The 18850-nt window shown below is 71.4% G+C and carries 27 protein-coding genes; 15 read left to right on the forward strand and 12 right to left on the reverse strand.

Going from position 1 to position 18850, the window contains the following annotated elements:
* Window positions 1–60 precede the first annotated feature (60 nt).
* Window positions 61–831, forward strand: coding sequence for a class I SAM-dependent methyltransferase (locus AC1WTP_RS02460; protein WP_481647600.1), 771 nt, complete (start codon window positions 61–63; stop codon window positions 829–831).
* Between the two features lie 4 nt (window positions 832–835).
* Window positions 836–1198 (forward strand): PH domain-containing protein, encoded by a 363-nt coding sequence (locus tag AC1WTP_RS02465; RefSeq protein ID WP_167179686.1) that lies wholly within the window; start codon window positions 836–838, stop codon window positions 1196–1198.
* 68 nt (window positions 1199–1266) lie between these two features.
* Here AC1WTP_RS02465 and AC1WTP_RS02470 read toward each other — a convergent pair whose 3' ends face one another.
* Window positions 1267–1608, reverse strand: coding sequence for a suppressor of fused domain protein (locus tag AC1WTP_RS02470; RefSeq protein WP_481647601.1), 342 nt, complete (start codon window positions 1606–1608; stop codon window positions 1267–1269).
* A gap of 139 nt (window positions 1609–1747) precedes the next feature.
* Here AC1WTP_RS02470 and AC1WTP_RS02475 point away from each other — a divergent pair, with 139 nt between their 5' ends.
* The 4 genes from AC1WTP_RS02475 to AC1WTP_RS02490 all read left to right on the forward strand — a co-directional run bounded on the left by AC1WTP_RS02475 (window position 1748) and on the right by AC1WTP_RS02490 (window position 4150).
* Window positions 1748–2128, forward strand: coding sequence for a carboxymuconolactone decarboxylase family protein (locus tag AC1WTP_RS02475; protein ID WP_481647602.1), 381 nt, complete (start codon window positions 1748–1750; stop codon window positions 2126–2128).
* A gap of 93 nt (window positions 2129–2221) precedes the next feature.
* A complete protein-coding gene (locus AC1WTP_RS02480) occupies window positions 2222–2482 on the forward strand; it encodes a hypothetical protein (protein ID WP_481647603.1) in 261 nt (86 codons plus the stop codon).
* Window positions 2479–3228, forward strand: a complete 750-nt coding sequence (locus AC1WTP_RS02485; protein WP_481647604.1) for a VOC family protein — start codon at window positions 2479–2481, stop codon at window positions 3226–3228. Before AC1WTP_RS02480 ends, AC1WTP_RS02485 begins: the two co-directional genes overlap by 4 nt.
* A gap of 196 nt (window positions 3229–3424) precedes the next feature.
* Entirely contained in the window at window positions 3425–4150 is a 726-nt protein-coding gene (locus AC1WTP_RS02490; RefSeq protein ID WP_481647605.1) for an alpha/beta hydrolase, read from the forward strand.
* A 40-nt stretch (window positions 4151–4190) separates the two neighbouring features.
* On the opposite strand, the gene AC1WTP_RS02495 is transcribed toward AC1WTP_RS02490, so the two are convergent.
* The 3 genes from AC1WTP_RS02495 to AC1WTP_RS02505 form a co-directional block, all read right to left on the reverse strand.
* Window positions 4191–5414, reverse strand: coding sequence for an erythromycin esterase family protein (locus AC1WTP_RS02495; protein WP_481647606.1), 1224 nt, complete (start codon window positions 5412–5414; stop codon window positions 4191–4193).
* 294 nt (window positions 5415–5708) lie between these two features.
* A complete protein-coding gene (locus tag AC1WTP_RS02500) occupies window positions 5709–6104 on the reverse strand; it encodes a hypothetical protein (RefSeq protein ID WP_481647607.1) in 396 nt (131 codons plus the stop codon).
* A gap of 61 nt (window positions 6105–6165) precedes the next feature.
* Window positions 6166–6366 (reverse strand): hypothetical protein, encoded by a 201-nt coding sequence (locus AC1WTP_RS02505; RefSeq protein ID WP_481647608.1) that lies wholly within the window; start codon window positions 6364–6366, stop codon window positions 6166–6168.
* 437 nt (window positions 6367–6803) lie between these two features.
* Between AC1WTP_RS02505 and AC1WTP_RS02510 the strand changes: the two genes are divergently transcribed.
* The 7 genes from AC1WTP_RS02510 to AC1WTP_RS02540 all read left to right on the forward strand — a co-directional run bounded on the left by AC1WTP_RS02510 (window position 6804) and on the right by AC1WTP_RS02540 (window position 11069).
* Complete coding sequence (locus AC1WTP_RS02510; RefSeq protein ID WP_481647609.1) at window positions 6804–7385, forward strand: hypothetical protein; 582 nt, start codon at window positions 6804–6806, stop codon at window positions 7383–7385.
* Entirely contained in the window at window positions 7382–7663 is a 282-nt protein-coding gene (locus AC1WTP_RS02515) for a hypothetical protein (RefSeq protein ID WP_481647610.1), read from the forward strand. The genes AC1WTP_RS02510 and AC1WTP_RS02515 overlap by 4 nt, the downstream gene beginning before the upstream one ends.
* Entirely contained in the window at window positions 7660–7827 is a 168-nt protein-coding gene (locus AC1WTP_RS02520; protein ID WP_481647611.1) for a hypothetical protein, read from the forward strand. Before AC1WTP_RS02515 ends, AC1WTP_RS02520 begins: the two co-directional genes overlap by 4 nt.
* Entirely contained in the window at window positions 7824–8480 is a 657-nt protein-coding gene (locus AC1WTP_RS02525) for a DUF2637 domain-containing protein (protein WP_481647612.1), read from the forward strand. The genes AC1WTP_RS02520 and AC1WTP_RS02525 overlap by 4 nt, the downstream gene beginning before the upstream one ends.
* Window positions 8477–8668, forward strand: coding sequence for a hypothetical protein (locus tag AC1WTP_RS02530; protein ID WP_481647613.1), 192 nt, complete (start codon window positions 8477–8479; stop codon window positions 8666–8668). The genes AC1WTP_RS02525 and AC1WTP_RS02530 overlap by 4 nt, the downstream gene beginning before the upstream one ends.
* A 2-nt stretch (window positions 8669–8670) precedes the next feature.
* Window positions 8671–10686: an FtsK/SpoIIIE domain-containing protein gene (locus AC1WTP_RS02535; RefSeq protein ID WP_481647614.1), complete on the forward strand. Its 2016-nt coding sequence runs from the start codon at window positions 8671–8673 to the stop codon at window positions 10684–10686.
* A 143-nt stretch (window positions 10687–10829) separates the two neighbouring features.
* Complete coding sequence (locus AC1WTP_RS02540; RefSeq protein WP_481647615.1) at window positions 10830–11069, forward strand: hypothetical protein; 240 nt, start codon at window positions 10830–10832, stop codon at window positions 11067–11069.
* Between the two features lie 157 nt (window positions 11070–11226).
* On the opposite strand, the gene AC1WTP_RS02545 is transcribed toward AC1WTP_RS02540, so the two are convergent.
* The 6 genes from AC1WTP_RS02545 to AC1WTP_RS02570 form a co-directional block, all read right to left on the reverse strand.
* Window positions 11227–12003: a hypothetical protein gene (locus tag AC1WTP_RS02545; RefSeq protein ID WP_481647616.1), complete on the reverse strand. Its 777-nt coding sequence runs from the start codon at window positions 12001–12003 to the stop codon at window positions 11227–11229.
* Window positions 12004–12023: 20 nt separating this feature from the next.
* A complete protein-coding gene (locus AC1WTP_RS02550; RefSeq protein ID WP_481647617.1) occupies window positions 12024–12227 on the reverse strand; it encodes a hypothetical protein in 204 nt (67 codons plus the stop codon).
* A 350-nt stretch (window positions 12228–12577) separates the two neighbouring features.
* Window positions 12578–12877, reverse strand: a complete 300-nt coding sequence (locus AC1WTP_RS02555; RefSeq protein WP_481647618.1) for a hypothetical protein — start codon at window positions 12875–12877, stop codon at window positions 12578–12580.
* Window positions 12878–12879: 2 nt separating this feature from the next.
* Entirely contained in the window at window positions 12880–14694 is a 1815-nt protein-coding gene (locus AC1WTP_RS02560) for a YfjI family protein (protein WP_481647619.1), read from the reverse strand.
* Window positions 14691–14978 carry a hypothetical protein gene (locus AC1WTP_RS02565; RefSeq protein WP_481647620.1) on the reverse strand — a complete coding sequence of 96 codons (288 nt, stop codon included), beginning with the start codon at window positions 14976–14978 and terminating at the stop codon, window positions 14691–14693. The genes AC1WTP_RS02560 and AC1WTP_RS02565 overlap by 4 nt, the downstream gene beginning before the upstream one ends.
* Window position 14979: 1 nt before the next feature.
* Window positions 14980–15168, reverse strand: coding sequence for a helix-turn-helix transcriptional regulator (locus tag AC1WTP_RS02570; protein WP_481647621.1), 189 nt, complete (start codon window positions 15166–15168; stop codon window positions 14980–14982).
* A gap of 107 nt (window positions 15169–15275) precedes the next feature.
* Here AC1WTP_RS02570 and AC1WTP_RS02575 point away from each other — a divergent pair, with 107 nt between their 5' ends.
* Entirely contained in the window at window positions 15276–15731 is a 456-nt protein-coding gene (locus AC1WTP_RS02575; protein ID WP_481647622.1) for a helix-turn-helix domain-containing protein, read from the forward strand.
* Window positions 15724–16857 carry a tyrosine-type recombinase/integrase gene (locus AC1WTP_RS02580; RefSeq protein ID WP_481647623.1) on the forward strand — a complete coding sequence of 378 codons (1134 nt, stop codon included), beginning with the start codon at window positions 15724–15726 and terminating at the stop codon, window positions 16855–16857. Before AC1WTP_RS02575 ends, AC1WTP_RS02580 begins: the two co-directional genes overlap by 8 nt.
* A gap of 32 nt (window positions 16858–16889) precedes the next feature.
* Here the strand turns inward: AC1WTP_RS02580 and ychF are convergent, their stop codons facing one another.
* Complete coding sequence (ychF, locus tag AC1WTP_RS02585; protein ID WP_481647624.1) at window positions 16890–17975, reverse strand: redox-regulated ATPase YchF; 1086 nt, start codon at window positions 17973–17975, stop codon at window positions 16890–16892.
* Between the two features lie 129 nt (window positions 17976–18104).
* Complete coding sequence (locus tag AC1WTP_RS02590; RefSeq protein ID WP_481647625.1) at window positions 18105–18839, reverse strand: Type 1 glutamine amidotransferase-like domain-containing protein; 735 nt, start codon at window positions 18837–18839, stop codon at window positions 18105–18107.
* Window positions 18840–18850: the final 11 nt, after the last annotated feature.

Genomic DNA, 18850 nt, shown 5'->3' on the forward strand with positions numbered 1-18850 from the left:
CCGAGCCGGTGCCGCGCCGGGGTCGTGCTGACCCGCCACCGGGTGGCATGATCCGCTCTGATGAGACACGGCGAGTTCCGCCACCCCCGGCTGGTGACCGTCTACGACGCGGAGTGCCCCTGGTCGCGCGACGACGACTACTTCCTCGCCGTGGTCGAGGAGACGCCCGCCGCCCGGGTCCTCGACCTCGGCTGCGGGACCGGCCGGCTCGCCCTCGCCCTGGCCGCCGCCGGGCACCCGGTCACCGGGGTCGACCCGGCGGGCCCGTCGCTGGCCGCCGCCCGCGCCAAGCCGGGCGCCGAACGGGTGACCTGGATCGAGGGCACCTCTGCGGTGCTGCCGCGGCGGGCGTTCGACGTGGCGGTGATGACCAGCCACGTGGCGCAGTTCTTCGTGGACGACGCCGGCTGGGCGGACACCCTCGCCGACCTGCGCCGGGCGCTGGTGCCCGGCGGCCGGCTGGTCTTCGACGCGCGCGACCCGGCCGACCGGCGGTGGGAGCGGTGGAACCCGGTCGACTCCCGGCGGCGGATCACGCTGGCGGACGGCAGCGTGGTGCGCGCCTGGACCGAGGTCACCGCGGTGGCGGGCGGCGCGGTGAGCTTCGTCCACCACTACCTCTTCCCCGACGGTGCCGAGCTGCTCAGCTCGGCCACGCTGCGGTTCCGCACGGAGGCGGAACTGCGCGGCTCGCTGCGCTCGGCCGGGTTCACCGTCGAGCGGATCCACGGCGGCTGGCGCGGGGAGCCGGTGGGGCAGGGTGACGGCGAGTTCGTCGTTTCCGCCCGCGCCGACGACGATCTTGCCGGTGGCGCGCCGGGCCTACCGTGAGGGCATGGCGAACGCGACCTATGACCGCAAGGAGCAGTTCCAGCAGATCCAGAGCGGCCTGCTCGACGGAGAACAGATCATCGCCGTCTACGACGCGGTCGGCACCGGCACCGGCTTCATCGGGCTGACCGACCGGCGCGTGATCATCCAGGACCGCTCCTTCATCGGCAAGCGGTACGCCATCACCAGCATCCCGTACTCGAAGATCACCAGCGTGAGCGTGGTGAGCAACAAGTCGTGGGGCGGGTCGTTCTTCTCCACCGGCGCCATCGCCATCCACGTCGGCACGCACACCTATGAGGTGGAGTTCCGCGGTGCCCAGAAGAGCCACCACGTACACAACGTGATCCTGCACTACATCAGCTGACGAGGGCGTGCGCCGGCCCGGCCGGCCCGGGCTGCGGCGGCGCGCCCGGCGGACAGACCCGCCCGGGATCAGACGGTGCTCGGCCGGCCCGGGTCGAGGACTTCGTTCACCGCCGCCCGGTCGAGCGCCTGGAGCAGTGCGTCGGTGCCGAGGGTCAGCTTCAGGCCGATCTCGGCGGGGGACAGCGGCACGAGGGCGGGCAGGGAGATCTGCCGTCCCCCGTCGGTCGTGACGGTGCGGACCATCGGCGTGACCACGGTGGCCAGGAGCCCGTCGAGCACCAGTTCGACGTGGATCGGCGTCCCCTCGCGCGGCGTCCGGAACGTCTCGGCGAACCCCAGCGCACGGTAGAACCCGACCGCCCGGGCGACGTCCTGCGAATAGACGTTGACCTGTGGACTGGTGAACATGCCTCGGACCCTAGCCGTGGGAGTCGTCCGGCAGGAATACCGGCCGGCTCGGCGGGGAAGCCTCTGCCCCGCTGTCGGGCGGCGCCGGCGCACTGGCACAGGCCCGGACGGGACCGCCACCCTGCGAGGGGAGCACGACATGACCGACCAGCCGGACCGCTACCGGCAGGCGCTCGACACCGCGGAACAGCTGCTCGGCGCTCCCCTCGTCCTGCCGCTCGGTCAGGGCGAGCCAGCGGTCGGGGAGGACTTCCGGCGGCTCGCCACCCTGCACACGTTCGGCGACTCCTGGCCACGACCGGGGCTGGACACCCGCAGCCGGGCCCTCGTCTCGGTCGCCGTCGCCGCCACCCTGGGCACCCACGAGCCGCTCCGGGGGCAGCTCCGGATCGCGCTGGCGTCCGGCGTCAGCAAGGAGGAGATCGTGGAACTCTTCATCCACCTCGCGGCGTACGCCGGCGCGGCACGGGCCTTCGACGGCTACCAGATCGCGGTCGCGGTCTTCGGCGAGACGCCCTGAGCCTCGGCCGCGCGCCACGAGAAGCCCGGCTCGCTGCTGGTTCGCCCGCCTGCCGAGGGGCGTACGTTGGACAGCAGCGAGGGGGTGCCCGCGATGATCCCGACCCTGATCCTTTTCGGCCTGGTGGCCGGGCGCTGGTGGCGCTCGTCGCTGACCGCTGCCGCGCTGGCCTGGCCCGGATTGCTGGTCGCCACCGACGTGCTGCCGGTGGGGCCGGGGCTGCTCGGCGCGTCCGGGCTCGCCGTGGCCAACACCGCGGTCGGCGTCCTGGTCCATCAGGGCGTGCGCTGGATGATCCGGAAACTGTCCCGTGCCGAATCCACAACAGGTGCCACGCCAGGGGCCAACGCATGACGGAACAGGTCACCGCACGGCAGTTCCACCACTCAATCGGGGTCGCGGACTGGCGGGTCGCGGACGGCGGGGCCTGTGCCTACTTCCGCACCGGTTCGTTCCCCACCGGAGCCCGCTTCGTGCAGGCCGTCGCCGAGCTTCCCGGCTTGGACGAGCACGCCCCCGACGTCGACCTGCGAGCGGACGGCGTCTTCGTGCGTCTCTTCACCACCGCCCCCGGTCCGGACGGGCTGAGCAGCCGTGACGTCGAGCGGGCCCGGCTCATCTCCGCCGCGGCGGAGCAGCTCGGACTGGTGGCCGAACCGGCCGAGGTGCAGAACGTCGTGATCGTCATCGACGCGCTCGACATCTCGCGGGTGGTTCCCTTCTGGCGTGCCGTGCTCCGCTGTGCCGACCGGGGCGACGGTGGTCCGGTCGAGGAGCTGAACGACAGACACCGCCGCAAGCCCGTCGTCTGCTTCCAACAGATGGATGCGCCCCGCCCGCAGCGCAACCGGATCCATCTCGACGTCTGGCTGCCGCACGACGAGGCCGAGGCACGGGTCGCCGCCGCGGTCGCCGCCGGTGGCCGGGTCGTCAGCGACGCGATGGCCCCGTCCTGGTGGGTGCTGGCCGATCCCGAGGGAAACGAGGTATGCCTCGCCACCTGGATCGGCACCGATGGCCTCGGCTACCCGGGGCCTGCGGCCGAGCCAGGGGTGGCGGCCGGGACGCCACCCCCGGCGGACGGCTCGCCGATCGCCTGACCAGCCGCCGGAGCTCGATTAGCCTGGTGACGACTATCGACTCCGCCCGCCGTTCGCACCCGGCCTCCTTCGACCCGCCGGCGCCACCAGATGGATGGTCGCCTCGGCTTGCTCGGCTCTCGCGGCGGTCGCCCCTGGCCCCTGCCCGGCGGGGTGAACCGTGGGCCGGGGGCGGCCCGATACAACGGAGGTTTCCATGAGCGACATGCCAGCCGACGTCACCGTGGCCCTGGTGCACGGTGCTTTTGCCGACAGCTCCAGCTGGAACGGTGTCATCGAGCGCCTGCTGGCCGCCGGCGTGCCCGCCATCGCGATCTCCAATCCGCTGCGTAGCCTCTCCGCGGACGCCGCCTACGCCGCCAGCGCGATCAGGCAGATCCCCGGCCGGGTCCTCGCGGTCGGTCACTCCTACGGCGGGGCGGTCGTCACCAACGCCGTCTCCCAGGTCGACAACGTCGTCGGCCTGGTCTACGTGGCCGCGTTCGCCCCGGACGAGGGTGAGAGCCTGATGGACATCGAGCAGGGCTCCAAGGACAGCGTCCTGGTCACCGCGCTACAGGAGGTGCAGTACCCGACGGCCGACGGCACGCAGGTCGAGCTCCGCATCGACCCCGCCAAGTTCCACGACGCGTTCGCCAGGGACGTCCCGGAGAAGGACGCGGCCGTCATGGCCGCCACCCAGCGCGCGATCTCCATTCTGGGGTTCTCGGAGAAGTCCGGGCCGCCCGCCTGGAAGAACCTGCCCGCCTGGTCCGTCGTCCCGACCGGCGACAAGGCGGCCGGCACCGACGTCCTCCGCTCGATGGCTCAGCGGGCGAAGGCCACCATCACCGAGGCCGAAGGGTCCCACGTCATCATGATCAGCCAACCGCAGCTGGTCACCGACGTGATCACGCAGGCGCTGGCCGGGGCGGCCCGCTGACCTGGTCGCCCCAGCGCTTCCCGGCGTCGCCTGTCGATGATCACGCCACCGGCCACCACGTCCGCCCCGCGGGGGCGTCCTTGACGAACACGATGGCGTCAATGCTCGCCAGGTGGGCCGGGTCCAGCGGGGAGTAGCCGAACCAGGGGGAGACGCGGGGAGCGGGCGTCACGTCGCCGAGGAGAGCGGTCAGTCGGCGGGCGTCGACGACGTATCGGTCCTCGGGGAGCGCGTACAGGAGCCCTTCGATGGTGTCGGGGGGAGGAGTCTGCACACCGTGGTGGCGGATCGTGCCGAGGGCCGTGGCCAGGAAGGCGTACCCCTCGCCCAGCTGGGCGCTGACGATCGCCCCGGCGCTCCACCATTCGAGCGGCAGGTCGCCCATCCGCATCGTGCTCCTGGCCCGCTGGAGATGTCCGTTGTGGGCGTGCACCAGCGCCGGGCCCCGCTCGGCGATGGCGAGCAGGTTGGCGGCCATCATCGAAGCCCGCAGGCCCAGCAGCCGTGCCATCCGGCCCGGTGACGTGTCGGCCATCCAGAAGTGGTATCGCAGCAGCCCGACGGCGGTACGACCGTACCGGCGCGCCCGGTCCCAATCGTCCCGCGAGGACGCCGCGACCAGGTGTGGCGTCTGCGTGTCGAGCAGGGCCACCAGGTCGTCGGCGAGCAGCCGCAGCTGGTTGGCCTCGGGCGTCTGCCCCACGGACCGGGACGGGTCCATCATGGCGGCGGGATCGGTCCACCGGTCGTCGGCGCCGAGCAGGTGGTCGAGCGTTTCCGCGGTGCAGGGAAGCAGGTCGGCGTCAACCCGGGCGGTGAGGTAGGCGTGGAGTGCGGTGAGGGCCTGCCGGGGGCTCGCCGCGCCGGTGATCTCCAGCGAGCCGTCGAAACCGGCGAAGCGTAGCCGCTCCGACCCGGGCCGGCCGTCGTTGTACGCGCGCATCCAGCGCACCAGCTCGCGGTTGGCCGCGGACGCGCCGAACCCGTGGCTGAAGCCGCGCTCCATGACCTCGTCGAGGGTGCCGGTGCCCGAGGTGACGTAGTCGTCCACGACCGGGCTCATCATGCAGTCGCTCTCGATCGCGATCGTCCGGTAGCCCTCCTGCTCGACGAGTTGCCGGAAGAGGTCGTTTCGCAGTTCGAGCAGTACGTCCTCGCCGTGGGTGGGCTCACCCAGGGCGAGCAGCCGCGGCCGGGCCGGGAGCAGGCTCATGACGGTAGCGGCGTCGACGACATGGGCGGCGGCTTTGATAGCAGCAGTCATTCCCTCAACGGTATCGTTGAACCAACGGTTGAAACTTATCCGCGATATCGGCAGGGTAACCCGGCTAAACCTTCAAAACGGCCGACGACTGAGGCCGGTTGGCCCGGAGGCGCCGGCACGGTCTGTCCACGCAGGCGACCAGGAAACACGGGGCGCTGACCTGCCATTCCATAGGTGTTGGCCTGCTGGAACCGTCCATCAATGTCCCTGCTCGTCCGCCGGAGTCCGTCCCGATCGTCACCCGGTTGGTCACCCGGCCGACGGCACGCATCGGGCACGCCGCGCAGAGTCGAGCTATGCGGGAAAGACCGCGCCGTCCGTCGTAACACGCGGCGGTGGTTCCAGCCTCATACCCAGCGCGACGCACACCGCATGGGCAGCCGCGACCTTCACGTCACCGTCAGCAGTGTCCACCGGCATATCTACAATCTTCGTCACCGTGACCTTGTAGCCACCAGATCCCTCCAAGCGGGCAAGCGCATACCGCACGCCCTCAACCGCCTCAGCCACCAACCGACCATTGACCGGCCGATCGATCACAGCTCGCGGCCCGTAGGCATCCCGCAACCAGGCAAGGGCATCCGGGGAGACGTCCACCTCGTCACGGTCTGCCGCCTCAACCGCGACAGCGACATCCGCCGCATGCCCAACCCGGCCAACCATTTGCCGAAGGCGAAACTCTCCCTGCACGGCCGGAGGATAGCGGCACCGGTTCTTCGTCCCGAAGGAACGGTCGCTGCTCGGTACCCACTTAGGTGTAGACGCCGTGCCAGTACTCATCGCGGGAGACCTTGAAGTCATCGGGCCTGGTCCGCCGCAGAAGCTCGTACCGCTCACAGAAGACGTCAATCGCTCGCTGGAGGCTGCACCCCTCCGCCTCACGGATCGCCTGCACTGCCGTGATGATGCGCCGTTGCACGATCAGATCGTCGATCGACTGCCAAGCGTTCACACGGCCACCTTGCAGGACGACTGTCAGCTTGGGAATCGGATTGATCTACACGCTCGGCAACCAGGCCGGCAACTCAATCGGCACTGGGCGTGCAGATCGCGGCCACCCGAGCACCCATTCGAACCGGTGTTGACCGTTTCATCGGGCATGGATCGGACACGGCCGGATTCAGACGTTGAAGCGGAACTCCTGACCGCACCCCTGTGACCTGCATGTTGAGATCAACATGCCCTCTGACCTGCGTTTATAGACGCTAGTCGCGTTGGTTTGCGTTGGCTGGTTGCGGACATCCTGCGGACTCACTGCGGACCGATGCGCCGTAAGCATTGCCAATTATGCGTCTGTCGCATACGCTCAAACACATTCAACGAAGACGGGCCCGGCAGGTGTTAGCGCACCTGTGGTCCGGGCCCTTGATCGGGATGGAGCCCCGACCCATGACCATTTCAGCACACGCACCCGTCCCCGCCGCCAACCGCCTCATCGACGCCGACACCGTGGACCTGGCCGCGATCCGCCGGACGGGCGCCAACGTCGGCCGCTGGCCGGCGAACCAGCCGTACACCGGTCGCGCCGTCGTCGAGCCCGCGCTGTCCGACGAGGACGCCGACCTGCTCGCGCGGGCCGCCAGCGTCAACCCGGCCGGCGTGTACCAGCTCGCCCGCGCGATCCGCTCCGGCTGCCCCGTGTGGTGCTCGGAGGACCACCGCGGCCAGGTCACCGAGGTCGACGGGTTCTCGATCGGCCTCGGCCACGAGCGGATCCTGACCGAGCTGACCGCCGCGCACACCTGCTACATCGACCAGCAGAGCACCGCCACGGTGCTGGTGGAGTCGGTCACCGAGCGCGGCGAGGTCACCCAGCCCGCCCGGATCACGCTGTCCGTCGCCCCCGGCACCGAGGGCCGCTACCCGGACGGTGAGCAGGTCGCCGGCTGGTCCGGCTCGCCCGAGCAGGCGCGCACCCTGGCCGCCGCGCTGCTGGCCGCCGCCGACCTGCTCGACGGCGGTGACCGGTGAACGCCCCGACCGAGCACCCGCGCTGGTGCGTCCGAGCGAAGTGTGAGCGGCTGCGCGTTCACGTCTCCGAGCCGCTGCCGGTGGACACCGGTCGCCCGGAGGACACGGTGCTCGACGTCGCGCTCATGCAGACGTGGCGGCCGGGCTCCGAGCCGCACCTGAGCATGACCGTCACGACCGGCATGGACGTCGAGCAGGTGCTGATGCCGACCCGTCAGGCGCGGGTGTTGACGCACCAGCTCCGCAAGCTGCTCGACCTCGCCGGGGGTGCCCGATGAGGTATGTCCTGCTGATCCTCGCCGGCGGCACCGGCACGCCGCTGGCCGTGTTCCTGGTCGCCCGCCACCTGGTCGAGCGGCACGCCGACTCCACCGCCGCGGCGATCCGCCGCGACCACGCCCGCGCCCAGCTCGCCCAGCGCCCGAAGGAGCTGACCCGGTGAACCTGTCCACCGCTACCAGCCGTGCCGCTGCCGCCCTCGTGGCGGCGGTGGCCGGCTTCGCGTCCTACCGGCACATCTACGACGTGGCCACGTCCGCTGGTGAGCACGTCAGCGTGGCGGCGGTGCTGCCGCTGGCCATCGACGGCCTGATCCTGGTGGCCACCCTGGCGATGCTCGACGACAAGCGGAACCGGCGCCGGCCGCGACTGTCGGCCCGCGTCGCGCTGGTGTTCGGTGTCGTCGCCACCCTGGCGGCGAACGTGGCGTCCGCCGAGGCGAGCGCCACCGCCCGCATGGTGGCCGCCGTCCCTGCGGTGTCGTTCCTCCTGGCGGTGGAGGTGCTGGCCCGGTCGGGCAAGCCGCTGCCCGCCGAGGTGCCGCCGCCCGTGGTCGTCGACCAGCCGGCCCCGGTGACGCCACCGCCGGCCGTACCTGACGCCAAGCCGGCCACCAGCCGGCCCCGCCCGCGGTCGCTCACCAGCGCCGAGAAGGTGGCCCGTGCTGCCGCCAAGTTGCCCGCCGGAACCGTCGCCCAGGTGGCGGCGAAAGCCGGCGTCAGCGAGTCCACCGCCCGCCGCTATCTGCCGTCACCAACCACGCCGGACGCTGCGGAAACGCACGTCAACGGCACACCGGTCGAGGTGCCGGCGTGAGCAGCGACTGCACCTACTGCCCGACGTTGGAGGCGCGGCTCGCCGGTGTTGCCGGCGGGCTGCGCGCCCTCGCCGCGTTCATCGACCGCGAACTGACCGAAGAACAGACCATGTCCCGCCGCGAGCTGCTCGACGTGGCCGCCGTGCGTGTGACCAACCTCGCCGAGCAGGCACAGGGGAGGTACTGACCATGACCGTCATCCCGTTCGAGTACGACGAAGAGCAGCACGTCATCGAAGCCGACAAGGTGGGCGGCCCCGTCGACCCGGCGGACCGTCGCGCCACCTTCGCCGACGTCGTGTCGCGCACCGACCAGCGGCGCCCGATCGTCCCCGCGGTGCTGCGCTCGCCGGACGGCCGCCGGGCGCTGGCCCGCTGGTCGGCCGCCTACGGCCTCCACACAGCCGCGTACCACGTCACCAGGTCGCCGAAGTACGCCGCGAAGGTGGCCGTCTACGCCCCGCGCGGCGCGTGGCGGGCCGCCGCGTCGGTGCTGTGGTGGGCGGTCGGCGGCCGGGAGAACTGGCACCTACGCCAAGAGGCCGCGAGCAAGAACGATCCCCACACGTGGCAGTCCCTCGACCGGACCCGCGCGAAGTCGTCCGCCGCCCGCTGGTGGGTGGTCGGCGCCGCCGCGCTGCTGGTGCTGCTGGCGGTCGTCGCCGGCGTGGTCGCCGACCTGCCGCCGGTCGGCTGGTACTGCGTGGCCGTCGCCCTGGTGCTGATCGCCGCCCGCCACGGCCGCCCGGCTGATCGGCCCATCCTCGACCGGGTGGTGACCCGGCAGGCGTTCACCAAGCTCACCGGCGAGATGGTCCGCGCCGCCGTCGTGGCGCTGGGCATCGGCGTCAAGGAGCCGGGGCAGATCACGTTCCCGCCGCCGGGTATCCACAAGGAGGGGCCGGGCTGGCTGGCCCGGTTCAACCTGCCCGGCGCCATCGTGGCAACGGCCGTCCTCGAGAAGCGCGACAACCTCGCGGCAGCGTTGCGGTTGCCCGTCGATCAGGTGTGGCCGGAGGTCGGCCCCGACCACCCGGGGCAGGTCGACCTGTGGGTGGGCTACCAGCCGTCGTCCAAGATGGGGCAGCCGCGCTGGTCGCTCGCTGCGCCGACGGCGCGGACCAGCATTTTCGAGGCGCAGCCGTTCGGCACCGACGCCCGGCAGCGGCCGGTGTCCATCACGCTGTTCGAGTCGAACGCGCTGATCGGCGGCCAGCCGGGCTCCGGCAAGTCGTACGCCGCCCGGACGCTGGCCACGATCGCCGCGCTCGACCCCACGTGCGAGCTCAAGATTGCCGAGTTCAAGGGGACCGGTGACTTCCTCGACATGGCCGACCTGTGCAGCACGTACGCGTGCGGTGTCGACGATGAGGCGCTGTCGACCGGGCGGGACGTCCTCGCGTGGGCGCTGGCCGAGTGTGAGCGCCGCGGTGACCGGATCAAGCGGGCCAGGGAGCGCGGAGACGCCCCGCTCGGCAAGGTCACGCCCGAGCTGGCCGCCAAGCGCGGTAGCGGGCTGCACCCGGTGTTCATCCTGCTCGACGAGGTGCACGAGCTGTTCCTGGCCTACCCGGACGCCGCCGACGCCGCCGAGCGGGTCGCCAAGCGCGGCCGCGCCCTGGGCATCATCCTGGTGCTGGCCACGCAGATCGCCGACCGGGACAGCGTGCCGCCGAACATCACCCGGTGCGTCACGATCCGCTGGTGCCTGTCGGTGGGCGGCCAGGTCGAGAACGACATGATCCTCGGGACGGGGGCGTACAAGCGGGGCTTGACCGCCACGGTGTACCGGCCCCGGGTCGACGCCGGCTGGGGCGTGCTGACCGGGTTGGAGAAGCCGGGCAGCGTCCGGTCGTTCTTCCCCGACCACAAGGCCACCGCGGCGATCCTCGCCCGCGCTGCCCAGCTGCGCGGCCAGGTCATCGGCGAGGACGTCGAGCGGGTCGAGGCGCGGGACATGCTCGCCGACGCGCGGGCGGTGCTCCGGCCCGGCGACGCCGGCCTGCCGTGGGCGGTGCTCGCCGAGCGGCTAGCCGCGCAGTGGCCGGAGATGTACGCCGGCGTGACCGCCGAGATGGTCCGCGAGTCGCTCGCCCGCTACGGGGTCGAGTCGCAGGACGTGAAGGTCGGGCGCAAGAACGTCAAGGGCGCCCGGCGGACGGCGCTCGACGCCGCCCAGCAGCAGCGCGAGATCACCGCCGAGTAGGTCGCGGGGCTGGTCGCGACACGCCCCACGGTCGCGGAAGTGCGACCAGGGTGGTCGCGGCCAGCCACCAGCGGAAACAGCGAATCGCCCCCTGGTCGCGGCACCCCCGCCGCGGCCCCGGAAACCACCCCAGGAGGCACCTGATGAGAGGCACACTCACCGCGACCGGCATCATCCTCGTGGTCCTGCTCGGCTACGCCGCCTCGTGCATCGTGCGGCCGTTCCGCGACTGTTGGCTGTGCGACGGCAAGGGCCACCACCGCAGCAAGCGGAAGCGGAAGCTGTCCCGCCCGTGCCGCTGGTGCTCGTCGACGGGCAAGCGGCTACGGATCGGCCGGCGACTGTGGAACCGAGCCCGGCGCACAGCACGCCAGGCAGCCTGACCAGACACAGCGAAAGGCCCGCCAGGATCGCCCCTGGCGGGCCTTTTCGCGTGTCTGCGGCCGTACGGACCCCCGGTGGAAAAAAGCCCAGAGAGAGATTCGCCTAAGCCGGGGAAGTGCGGAGGAGGGCCCGGGGCGGGGCCCTCCCCCTGGGGCGTCAGGCGGCTGCTCGCCGGCCGGCGAGCGCGGCGTTGCGAGCGGCCTCGAACTTCGCGGCGGCCTGCTGGCGCTGCTCGTCGACGCGCTGGCATCGGGCGGTGAACTCCTCGGGTGTGGCGAGGCTGAGCCGGTGGCCGGCGGCGATCACCGCGTCAGTCCTGGGCCGGTGGCCCATCTCGCCGAGCTGCTCGGCGGTCAGGTCGGCGAGGACCAGGGGGCGCTTGTCGTGGGGGATGCTGGCCAGTCCGGCGTACTGGGCGACGATTGACCAGCACTGCGCGACCAGCTCGACGCGGGCGGCGTGCTCGCGGGCGGCGCCCCACGCGGCCATCTGGCCGGGCCGGAGTCCGGTGACGGCCTTGTCGGTCAGGTCGAGCTGGTCGCCGATCTGCTCGCGGGCGTCGACCAGTGCCTTGTCGGCGGCGGCGGTGACCGGCGTGAGCGCGTCGAGCAGGGCGGGCGCGTGCCTGTTGAGGATGGCGTCGCGGCGTTCTTCGACCATGTCGCCGACGAGGCGGTCGGCGTTCGTTGCCAGTTGCTGGCGGGCCAGCTCGGTGAGGACGGCGGCGTCGGTGGCCGGGTCGTTGCCGGCGGTCAGGGCGTCGAGGATGGCGCCGCCGAGGCCGCGGGGGTTGGGGCGCAGGGTGGTGAGGTTGCCGGCGGCGGTGTCGAGGGCTTGCAGGTCGGCGGTCATCTTGTCGGGCAGCGTGAGTCCGAGGTTGCGGAAGTGCTGCCGGATCATGGTGAGCGCGGTTCGGGTGGTGAAGGCGTTCATGGTGTGTGCTCCTTCGGTGGTCAGTTGGTGAAGTAGGCGCGGTCGAACAGTTCGCGGGTGTAGTCGCGCATCGCTTCGTCTCCGTCCGGCGTGCGTTCCGGGTTGTGGCCTTCGTGGGGGACGTGGTTGCTGCGGGTGCGCTCCGGCTCCGGCTCGACCTCGTGCGGGTCGGTGCTGAACAGCTTGCGGGTGTACTCGCGCATCTCGTGGTCTGCGTTGCTCATGCCGGGGTTCCTTCCGTTGTGGTGGGTTGTTGGGTGCGTAGGACTGCGAGGGCCCTCTCAGCGCGCCTGTGGCGGCGGGTGAGGTAGTCGAGGGCGAACTTGTCGCGGCGGTGGTAGGCGACGGACATGGACCGTTGGAGGCGGTTCAGTTCCCGCGCGGCGCTGGACAGGCCGCGCATCCGGTCGGGGAAGTCGTAGCGGAGCGGCTTCACGGCTCTCCTGTTCGTGTCGTCCCCGGCCGCGACCGGTGCCGCGGCGTGTGCGGGGCTTGGTGCGTCGGCGGGTTGTGCCCGTACCCCTCGGAAGGGTCGGATCTTGGCTCTGCGTGGCTCTCAGCGGGCCGTTGCTGGTCACGCTGTCGCCTCGCGGGTTAGGCGCTCGATCGCCTGGCGGTCGCGCTCGGCGAGGATCCGCTCCATCCGGTGGGCTGCTTCGGCCTCGGTGTCCGCGTACAGGTACAGCCGCTCGCGGCTGAACTCCACCGGGGCAACGCCGATCTGCCGGGTCAGGTTCGGTGTGCAGACGGGTGTCAGGTAGTCGCCGAGAGCGTGCCAAGCGACAACGCGGCGGACGATGACGCGACGTTGACCGTCATCGGGTTCCGCCTGGGCGAGGTAGAGCGGGTAGGACTGCGGGACGAACTCGCTCATAGTCAGGCTCCTTCGCAGTTCTCGATGTGGGGGGCGTCGGTCATGCCCCAGCCGCAGGCGGGGCAGGTGTCGCCGTCGGACCAGCCGAGCGGGGCGACAGGGGCGACAGGGGCGACAGGTTCGGTGTTTGTGCTGGTCAGCGGGTGCGACATGGTGTCGCCCGTGTTGTCGCCCGCCGGGGCGACAGGTGCGACATTCCAGGGGTGCGGCTCGCTGGTGTCGCCCGTGTCGCCCGCCGGGGCGACAGTTGGGGCGACAGGGTGTGACAGGTCGTGACCTGCGGAAACGCTCGGGTTGTCGCCCGTGTCGCCCGTGTCGCCCGCCTTCAGCAGTTGAGCGGCACGCGGGTGGACCTCCCACCCGCCGTTCTGGTGCTCGCGGATCCATCCCTTGTCGGCGAGGTCGTCGAGCACCGGCCGGGCGTCGGCTGCCTTGCGCAGCGTCTTCGGTCCGGTGCGCTGGAGGTCGCGCAGCTTGAACCGGGCGAGTCCCTTGTCGACCAGCCAGCCGAGCAGCAGCCGGGCGTTGGCGGTTTCCTTGTCGTCCCCGCCGGGCGCCAGAGCAGCGACGGCGTGGGCCTGGTAGTAGTCGCCCAACTCGACGGCGGCCCGCATGGTGGCCTCGCTGATCGGGTCGCCTAGCGGCGCGCTGGCGGCGTGGAGGCAGCCGGCGATCCGGGCGACCGCGCCGGCCAGCTTGGATCCCCATTCCCGCACGAGGTCGGCGCCCAGCTCGCCCCCGCGGCGCAGCCGGGCCTCAACGGTGCGGTGGTACTCCAGGTGAACCTTCCGGGCCGCCTCGGAAAGCGTGAGCAGGGCCGGGGTGTCCCGCTCGGCCATCGAGAGCGCCAGGTCGTAGACCAGGTGGCGGTACGCTTCCCGGTCCCGCTCGGGCATCTCCGGCGGCTCCACGTCGCGGTGGCCGGTGTTGTCGACGGGCAGTGCCCACAGGATCCGAGCGAGCAGACCACGGCCGCCGAAGTCGGGCCGGTCGACCAGCTCGCGCAGCGCGAACGGCTGGATCGAGGCGACCAGCGTGAGCGCCGGGGCGTCGACCCGCTCCGGCTCCCGGCCGCGTCGGTCAACGAGGATCGCGTCGCCCGCGTGCGCCATCAGGATCGGATCTAGGTTGGGCGTGCGGCTGTAGCGGCCGGTCAGCGCGGTGAAGATGCCCGCCTCAGCGGAGATGGCGGCGATGCGTCCACCCTGGTTGGCGAGCAGGGTGATGAGGGCTTCCGGGGTGGCGTCGCTGGCGGTCAAGCGCGGCCACGCCGGTACCACGACTTGCTCGGCCGTGCGTACCGCCTCTTGCGCTTCCATGATCTTCACGGGGTCGCCGTCCTTGGCGGCGGCCCGCTTCGCGCTGTCGGCGAGCTGTTCGCGGATCTCCCGCTCGGTGCGCCGGTCGATGATGAGCTGCTCGACCTGCTCGGCCAGGGCCACCTCTGCCTCGGTCAGCGGGGACCGGCAGATGGTGATGACGGCGCTCTTGCGGGAGCCGGGCGGCATCACCGGCACGACGAACAGGTTCGTCGGCTCCCGCCACCCGCGACGGACCACCACGACCACCCTGCCGCCGACGCAGGCGGCGAGGATGCCGAGCACCACCGTGCCGGGCAGGTCGGCCGGGGTCTGCACCTCCAGCGCCAGGCCGCGAACGAACCGGGCCAGCACGGGCGGCAGGGCATCGACCGGGAACGGCGGCAGGTCGGCGTGCCACCCGAGGGGCAGCGGGTCGTCCCACCCGTCGGCGGCCTGGTCCTCGGCAATGCGGGCGATGGCCGCCTCGATGGCGGCGCGCTCGGTGGGGTCGGTCATGCCGGCGCGTCCTTCCGGGCGACGCCAACGCCAGCGACAAGCCAGCGGATGACGGTGCGGGAGTCCATCGGCCGGACGCCGAGGGCCTCGGTGATCTCGTTGGCGATGGCGCGCTCAGCGGCGGCGTAGCCGTCCGCGTAGCCCTCGGCGTACTGGTGCCGGCCTTCCCACTCGGTCTGTTCGTGCCAGGCACGCAGGAGACCCGTAGGATGGCTACTGGTCTCGCCGACCTGCTCGACGCCCGTCCCGTTCGCCGCGGGGCGGGCGTTTGCTTCGGTGGTCATCTCAGGCGGCCACCTTCGCCTCTTCGTCCTCGGCGGCCAGCCACTGCGCTACGGCGCTCTCCGGGTAGAGCACCCGCCGGCCACGCTTGATCCCGCGGGGACCCTTGCCGATGTGGCGCCAGTACCGGACGGTGCTCGGCGAGGTGCGCGCGATGGTGGCCACCTCTTCGGTGGTCAGGTACTTGTCCATGACGGCTCCAATGCGTCTGCCGCATCGCGTCGTGATGCGATCTGCTCATGAACTCAAGCATGACCAACGCTTGCCGTCAAGCTGCCACCGCATCTAGGCTCATGCGCGTGACGCATACCGACTCTTCATCGGCAGAGCAGCGCTTCGGCGCACAGGTCCGCGAGGCACGCGAGATACGGGGATGGAGCCAAGAGGCCCTAGCGCGACACCTTCGGGAGTCATCAGGAATTGAGCTGCACCAAACTGCCGTCGCCCGGCTGGAACGCGGTGAGCGAGCGATCCGGTTCAACGAGGTAACCGCGCTGGCCAAGCTGCTCGGGCTCGACCTCCAGGACTACTCCGCCACGCTGCCCACCCTCACGGATGACGAGTACGAGTGGGCGCAGAAGAAGCTGGAGCAACTACGGGCCGAAGAACAGCGCGCCACCGCCGAGTTCGAGCGGGTGGTGAAAGAGCAGGACGCGGTTCTCGCAGAGTTCATCGACGCACGCCGGAACGTGGCCGGGCAGCGCCGGACGATGGAAGCGATGATTCGGGAGTACGAGGAACGCCAGCGTGGCTAGCATCGCCAAACGCCCTGACGGCAAGTACCGAGCCCGCTACCGGGACGAGGCCGGCAAGGAGCACGCGAAGCACTTCGTGCGGAAGGTCGACGCTCAGCAGTGGCTCGACGAGAAGACGGCCGCGATCGTCACCGGCCAGTACGTCGACCCGAAGGCCGGCAAGGTCACCTTCGCGGCGTTCTTCGCCGACTGGTCATCCCGGCAGGTGTGGGCGTCCGGCACCGACAAGGCGATGCAACTCGCCGCAGGCTCGGTGACCTTCGGCAAGGTGGAGTTGCGGGCGCTGCGCCGGTCCCACATCGAGCAGTGGGTCAAGGCCATGCAGACCGCCGACCGGGGCGAGGGCCGACCCCGAGGCCTGGCGCCGGGCACGATCCGGACCCGGTACAACAACGTCCGCTCGGTGCTGCGGGCAGCGGTCCGCGATCGGCTGATCCCGTCCGACCCGAGCAAGGGCGTGAGCCTGCCCCGGACCCGTCGCGCCGAGGCGGCGATGGAGCTACCGACCCCGGAGCAGGTGCGGGCACTGCTGGACGCCGCCGGCCCGCGGTTCGTGGCGTTCGTCGCCCTGGCCGCGTTCGCCGGGCTGCGTCTCGGCGAGGCGGCCGGCACGCAGGTCGGCGACGTCAACTTCCTCGGCCGCAGTCTCCAGGTGCGGCGGCAGGTGCAGCGCGGGCCGGGTGGCACGGTGCTGGTGACGCCACCGAAGTACGGCAGTGAGCGGACCGTCTTCCTGGCGCCCGATCTGGTCGAGATCCTGTCGCGGCACGTCGCCGACCATCGGCCCGGTACGGACGCGCGGCGCTGGCTGTTCGAGGGTGAGCCGGGCGACCCGCCGCACCAGAACACGGTTGGCTACTGGTGGCGCAAGGCGTGCCGTGACGGCGGCGTCGCGGGGGTCACGCTGCACGACCTACGGCACTACTACGCGAGCGGGCTGATCGCCCAGGGCTGCGACGTGGTGACGGTGCAACGGGCCCTCGGGCACGCCAGCGCGGCGGTGACCCTCAAGGTCTACTCGCACCTCTGGCCGACCGCTGAGGACCGGACCCGGAAGGCTGCGGCGGCGCTGATGACGGAGACGCTGAGCCGTCCTGCGGACTCCCTGCGGACTAGCGAGGGGTGACATGCCCGGTGACCTGCGCGGACGCGCCCCGCCTACACGTTGAAGCGGAACTCCACGACGTCGCCGTCCTGCATGACGTACTCCTTGCCCTCGATCCGGACCTTGCCGGCCGCCTTGGCGGCGGCCATCGAACCGGCCGCGACCAGGTCGTCGTAGGAGACCACCTCGGCCTTGATGAAGCCGCGCTGGAAGTCGGAGTGGATGACCCCGGCGGCCTCCGGCGCGGTCGCGCCGATCGGGACGGTCCAAGCCCGGGCCTCCTTGGGCCCGGCGGTGAGGTAAGTCTGGAGGCCGAGCGTGCGGAAGCCCACCCGGACCAGTTGGTCGAGGCCGGGCTCGTTCTGCCCGATCGACTCCAGCAGCTCGCGGGCCTCCTCCTCGGGCAGGTCCACCAGCTCGGACTCGATCTTGGCGTCCATGAAGATCGCCTCGGCGGGGGCGACCAGCGCGCGCAGCTCGTCGAGGAACTCGGCGTTGCCCAGCTCCGCCTCGTCGACGTTGAAGACGTACAGGAACGGCTTGGTGGTGAGCAGGTGCAGCTCGCGCAGGTGCTCCAGCTCGATGCCGGCGTCCTTGGCGCCCGCGTACAGGGTGACGCCGGTGTCGAGCAGCTCGACGGCCTGCTTGGCGGCGGTCAGCGCGGCGGCCCGGTCCTTGCGGAGCTTGGCCTCCTTCTCCAGCCGCGGCACCGCCTTCTCCAGCGTCTGGATGTCGGCCAGGATCAGCTCGGTGTTGATCGTCTCGATGTCGTCGGCCGGGGAGACCTTGCCGTCGACGTGCACCACGTTCGGGTCGGAGAAGGCCCGGACCACCTGGCAGATCGCCGAGGCGTCGCGGATGTTGGCCAGGAACGCGTTGCCCCGGCCCTGCCCCTTGGAGGCGCCGCGCACCAGGCCGGCGATGTCGACGAACGACACCGGCGCGGGCAGCACCTTCTGCGAGCTGAAGATCTCGGCGAGCTTGTGCAGCCGCTCGTCCGGCAGCCCGACGACGCCGACGTTGGGCTCGATGGTGGCGAACGGGTAGTTCGCCGCGAGCACGTCGTTCTTGGTCAGCGCGTTGAACAGGGTGCTCTTGCCGACGTTGGGCAGGCCGACGATGCCGATGGTGAGACTCACGACGAGCCAGCTTACGCCGCTGACCGCCGGCCCTGGCGGCCGGTGCGGCGTCGCACGCCGGGCGAATCAGATCCTGGTGGGAAACGACACCTGGAGGGGTCCTTTTCCCACCAGGATCTACAAGTTGGATCAGCCGAGCAGCCGAGGCGGGATCGGGGTCTCCCGGATCGTGCCGTCGTCGGCGCGGCTGACCTCGTACGCCGAGACCCCCTCGCGGTCCGCGACCGCCTCCACCAGCCGGCTGCCCCGGTAGAGCAGCCCGGTGCCGTCGTCGGTGCAGTGCGCGGTCGGCAGCGTGCCGTCGCCGACCAGCCGGTGCATCAGCGGCCGGCGCTGCTCCTCGCTGTCGTAGTGCACGCCGTTGCCGTAGGGCAGCCAGCCCAGCCCGTCGGTGAAGCCGCGCAGTGTGGTGCCGAAGCTGTCGGTGGCGCCGCCGACGTGCCAGCAGATCGACCCGGCGGAAACGCCGCCCAGCACCACCCCGGCCGCCCAGCACTCGCGCAGGATCTCGCCCAGGCCGTGCACCCGCCAGACCGCGCAGAGGTTGGCGACGCTGCCACCGCCGACCCAGACGACGTCCTGGGCCAGCAGGTGGGCGCGGACGTCGTCCACGTTCGGCATCGGGAACAGCGCCAGGTGCGACATCCGGAACCGGCTGCCGGCGAACGCCTCGTAGACCCGGGTCAGCGTGCTCGGCTGGTCGCCCTCGGCCTGGTTGAGGAAGCAGATCCTGGGCTGCGACCCGGCACCGGCCAGCTCGGCGGCCAGGTCGAAGACCGGGTTGATCCGGCGCGGCTCGCGGTCGCGGCGCGGCGCATAGATGCCCATGCTGGTGGCGAGGATGGTCGGTTCGCTGGCGGGCACGGTCGTCCTTC

This window comes from Micromonospora sp. R311, assembly GCF_056780015.1.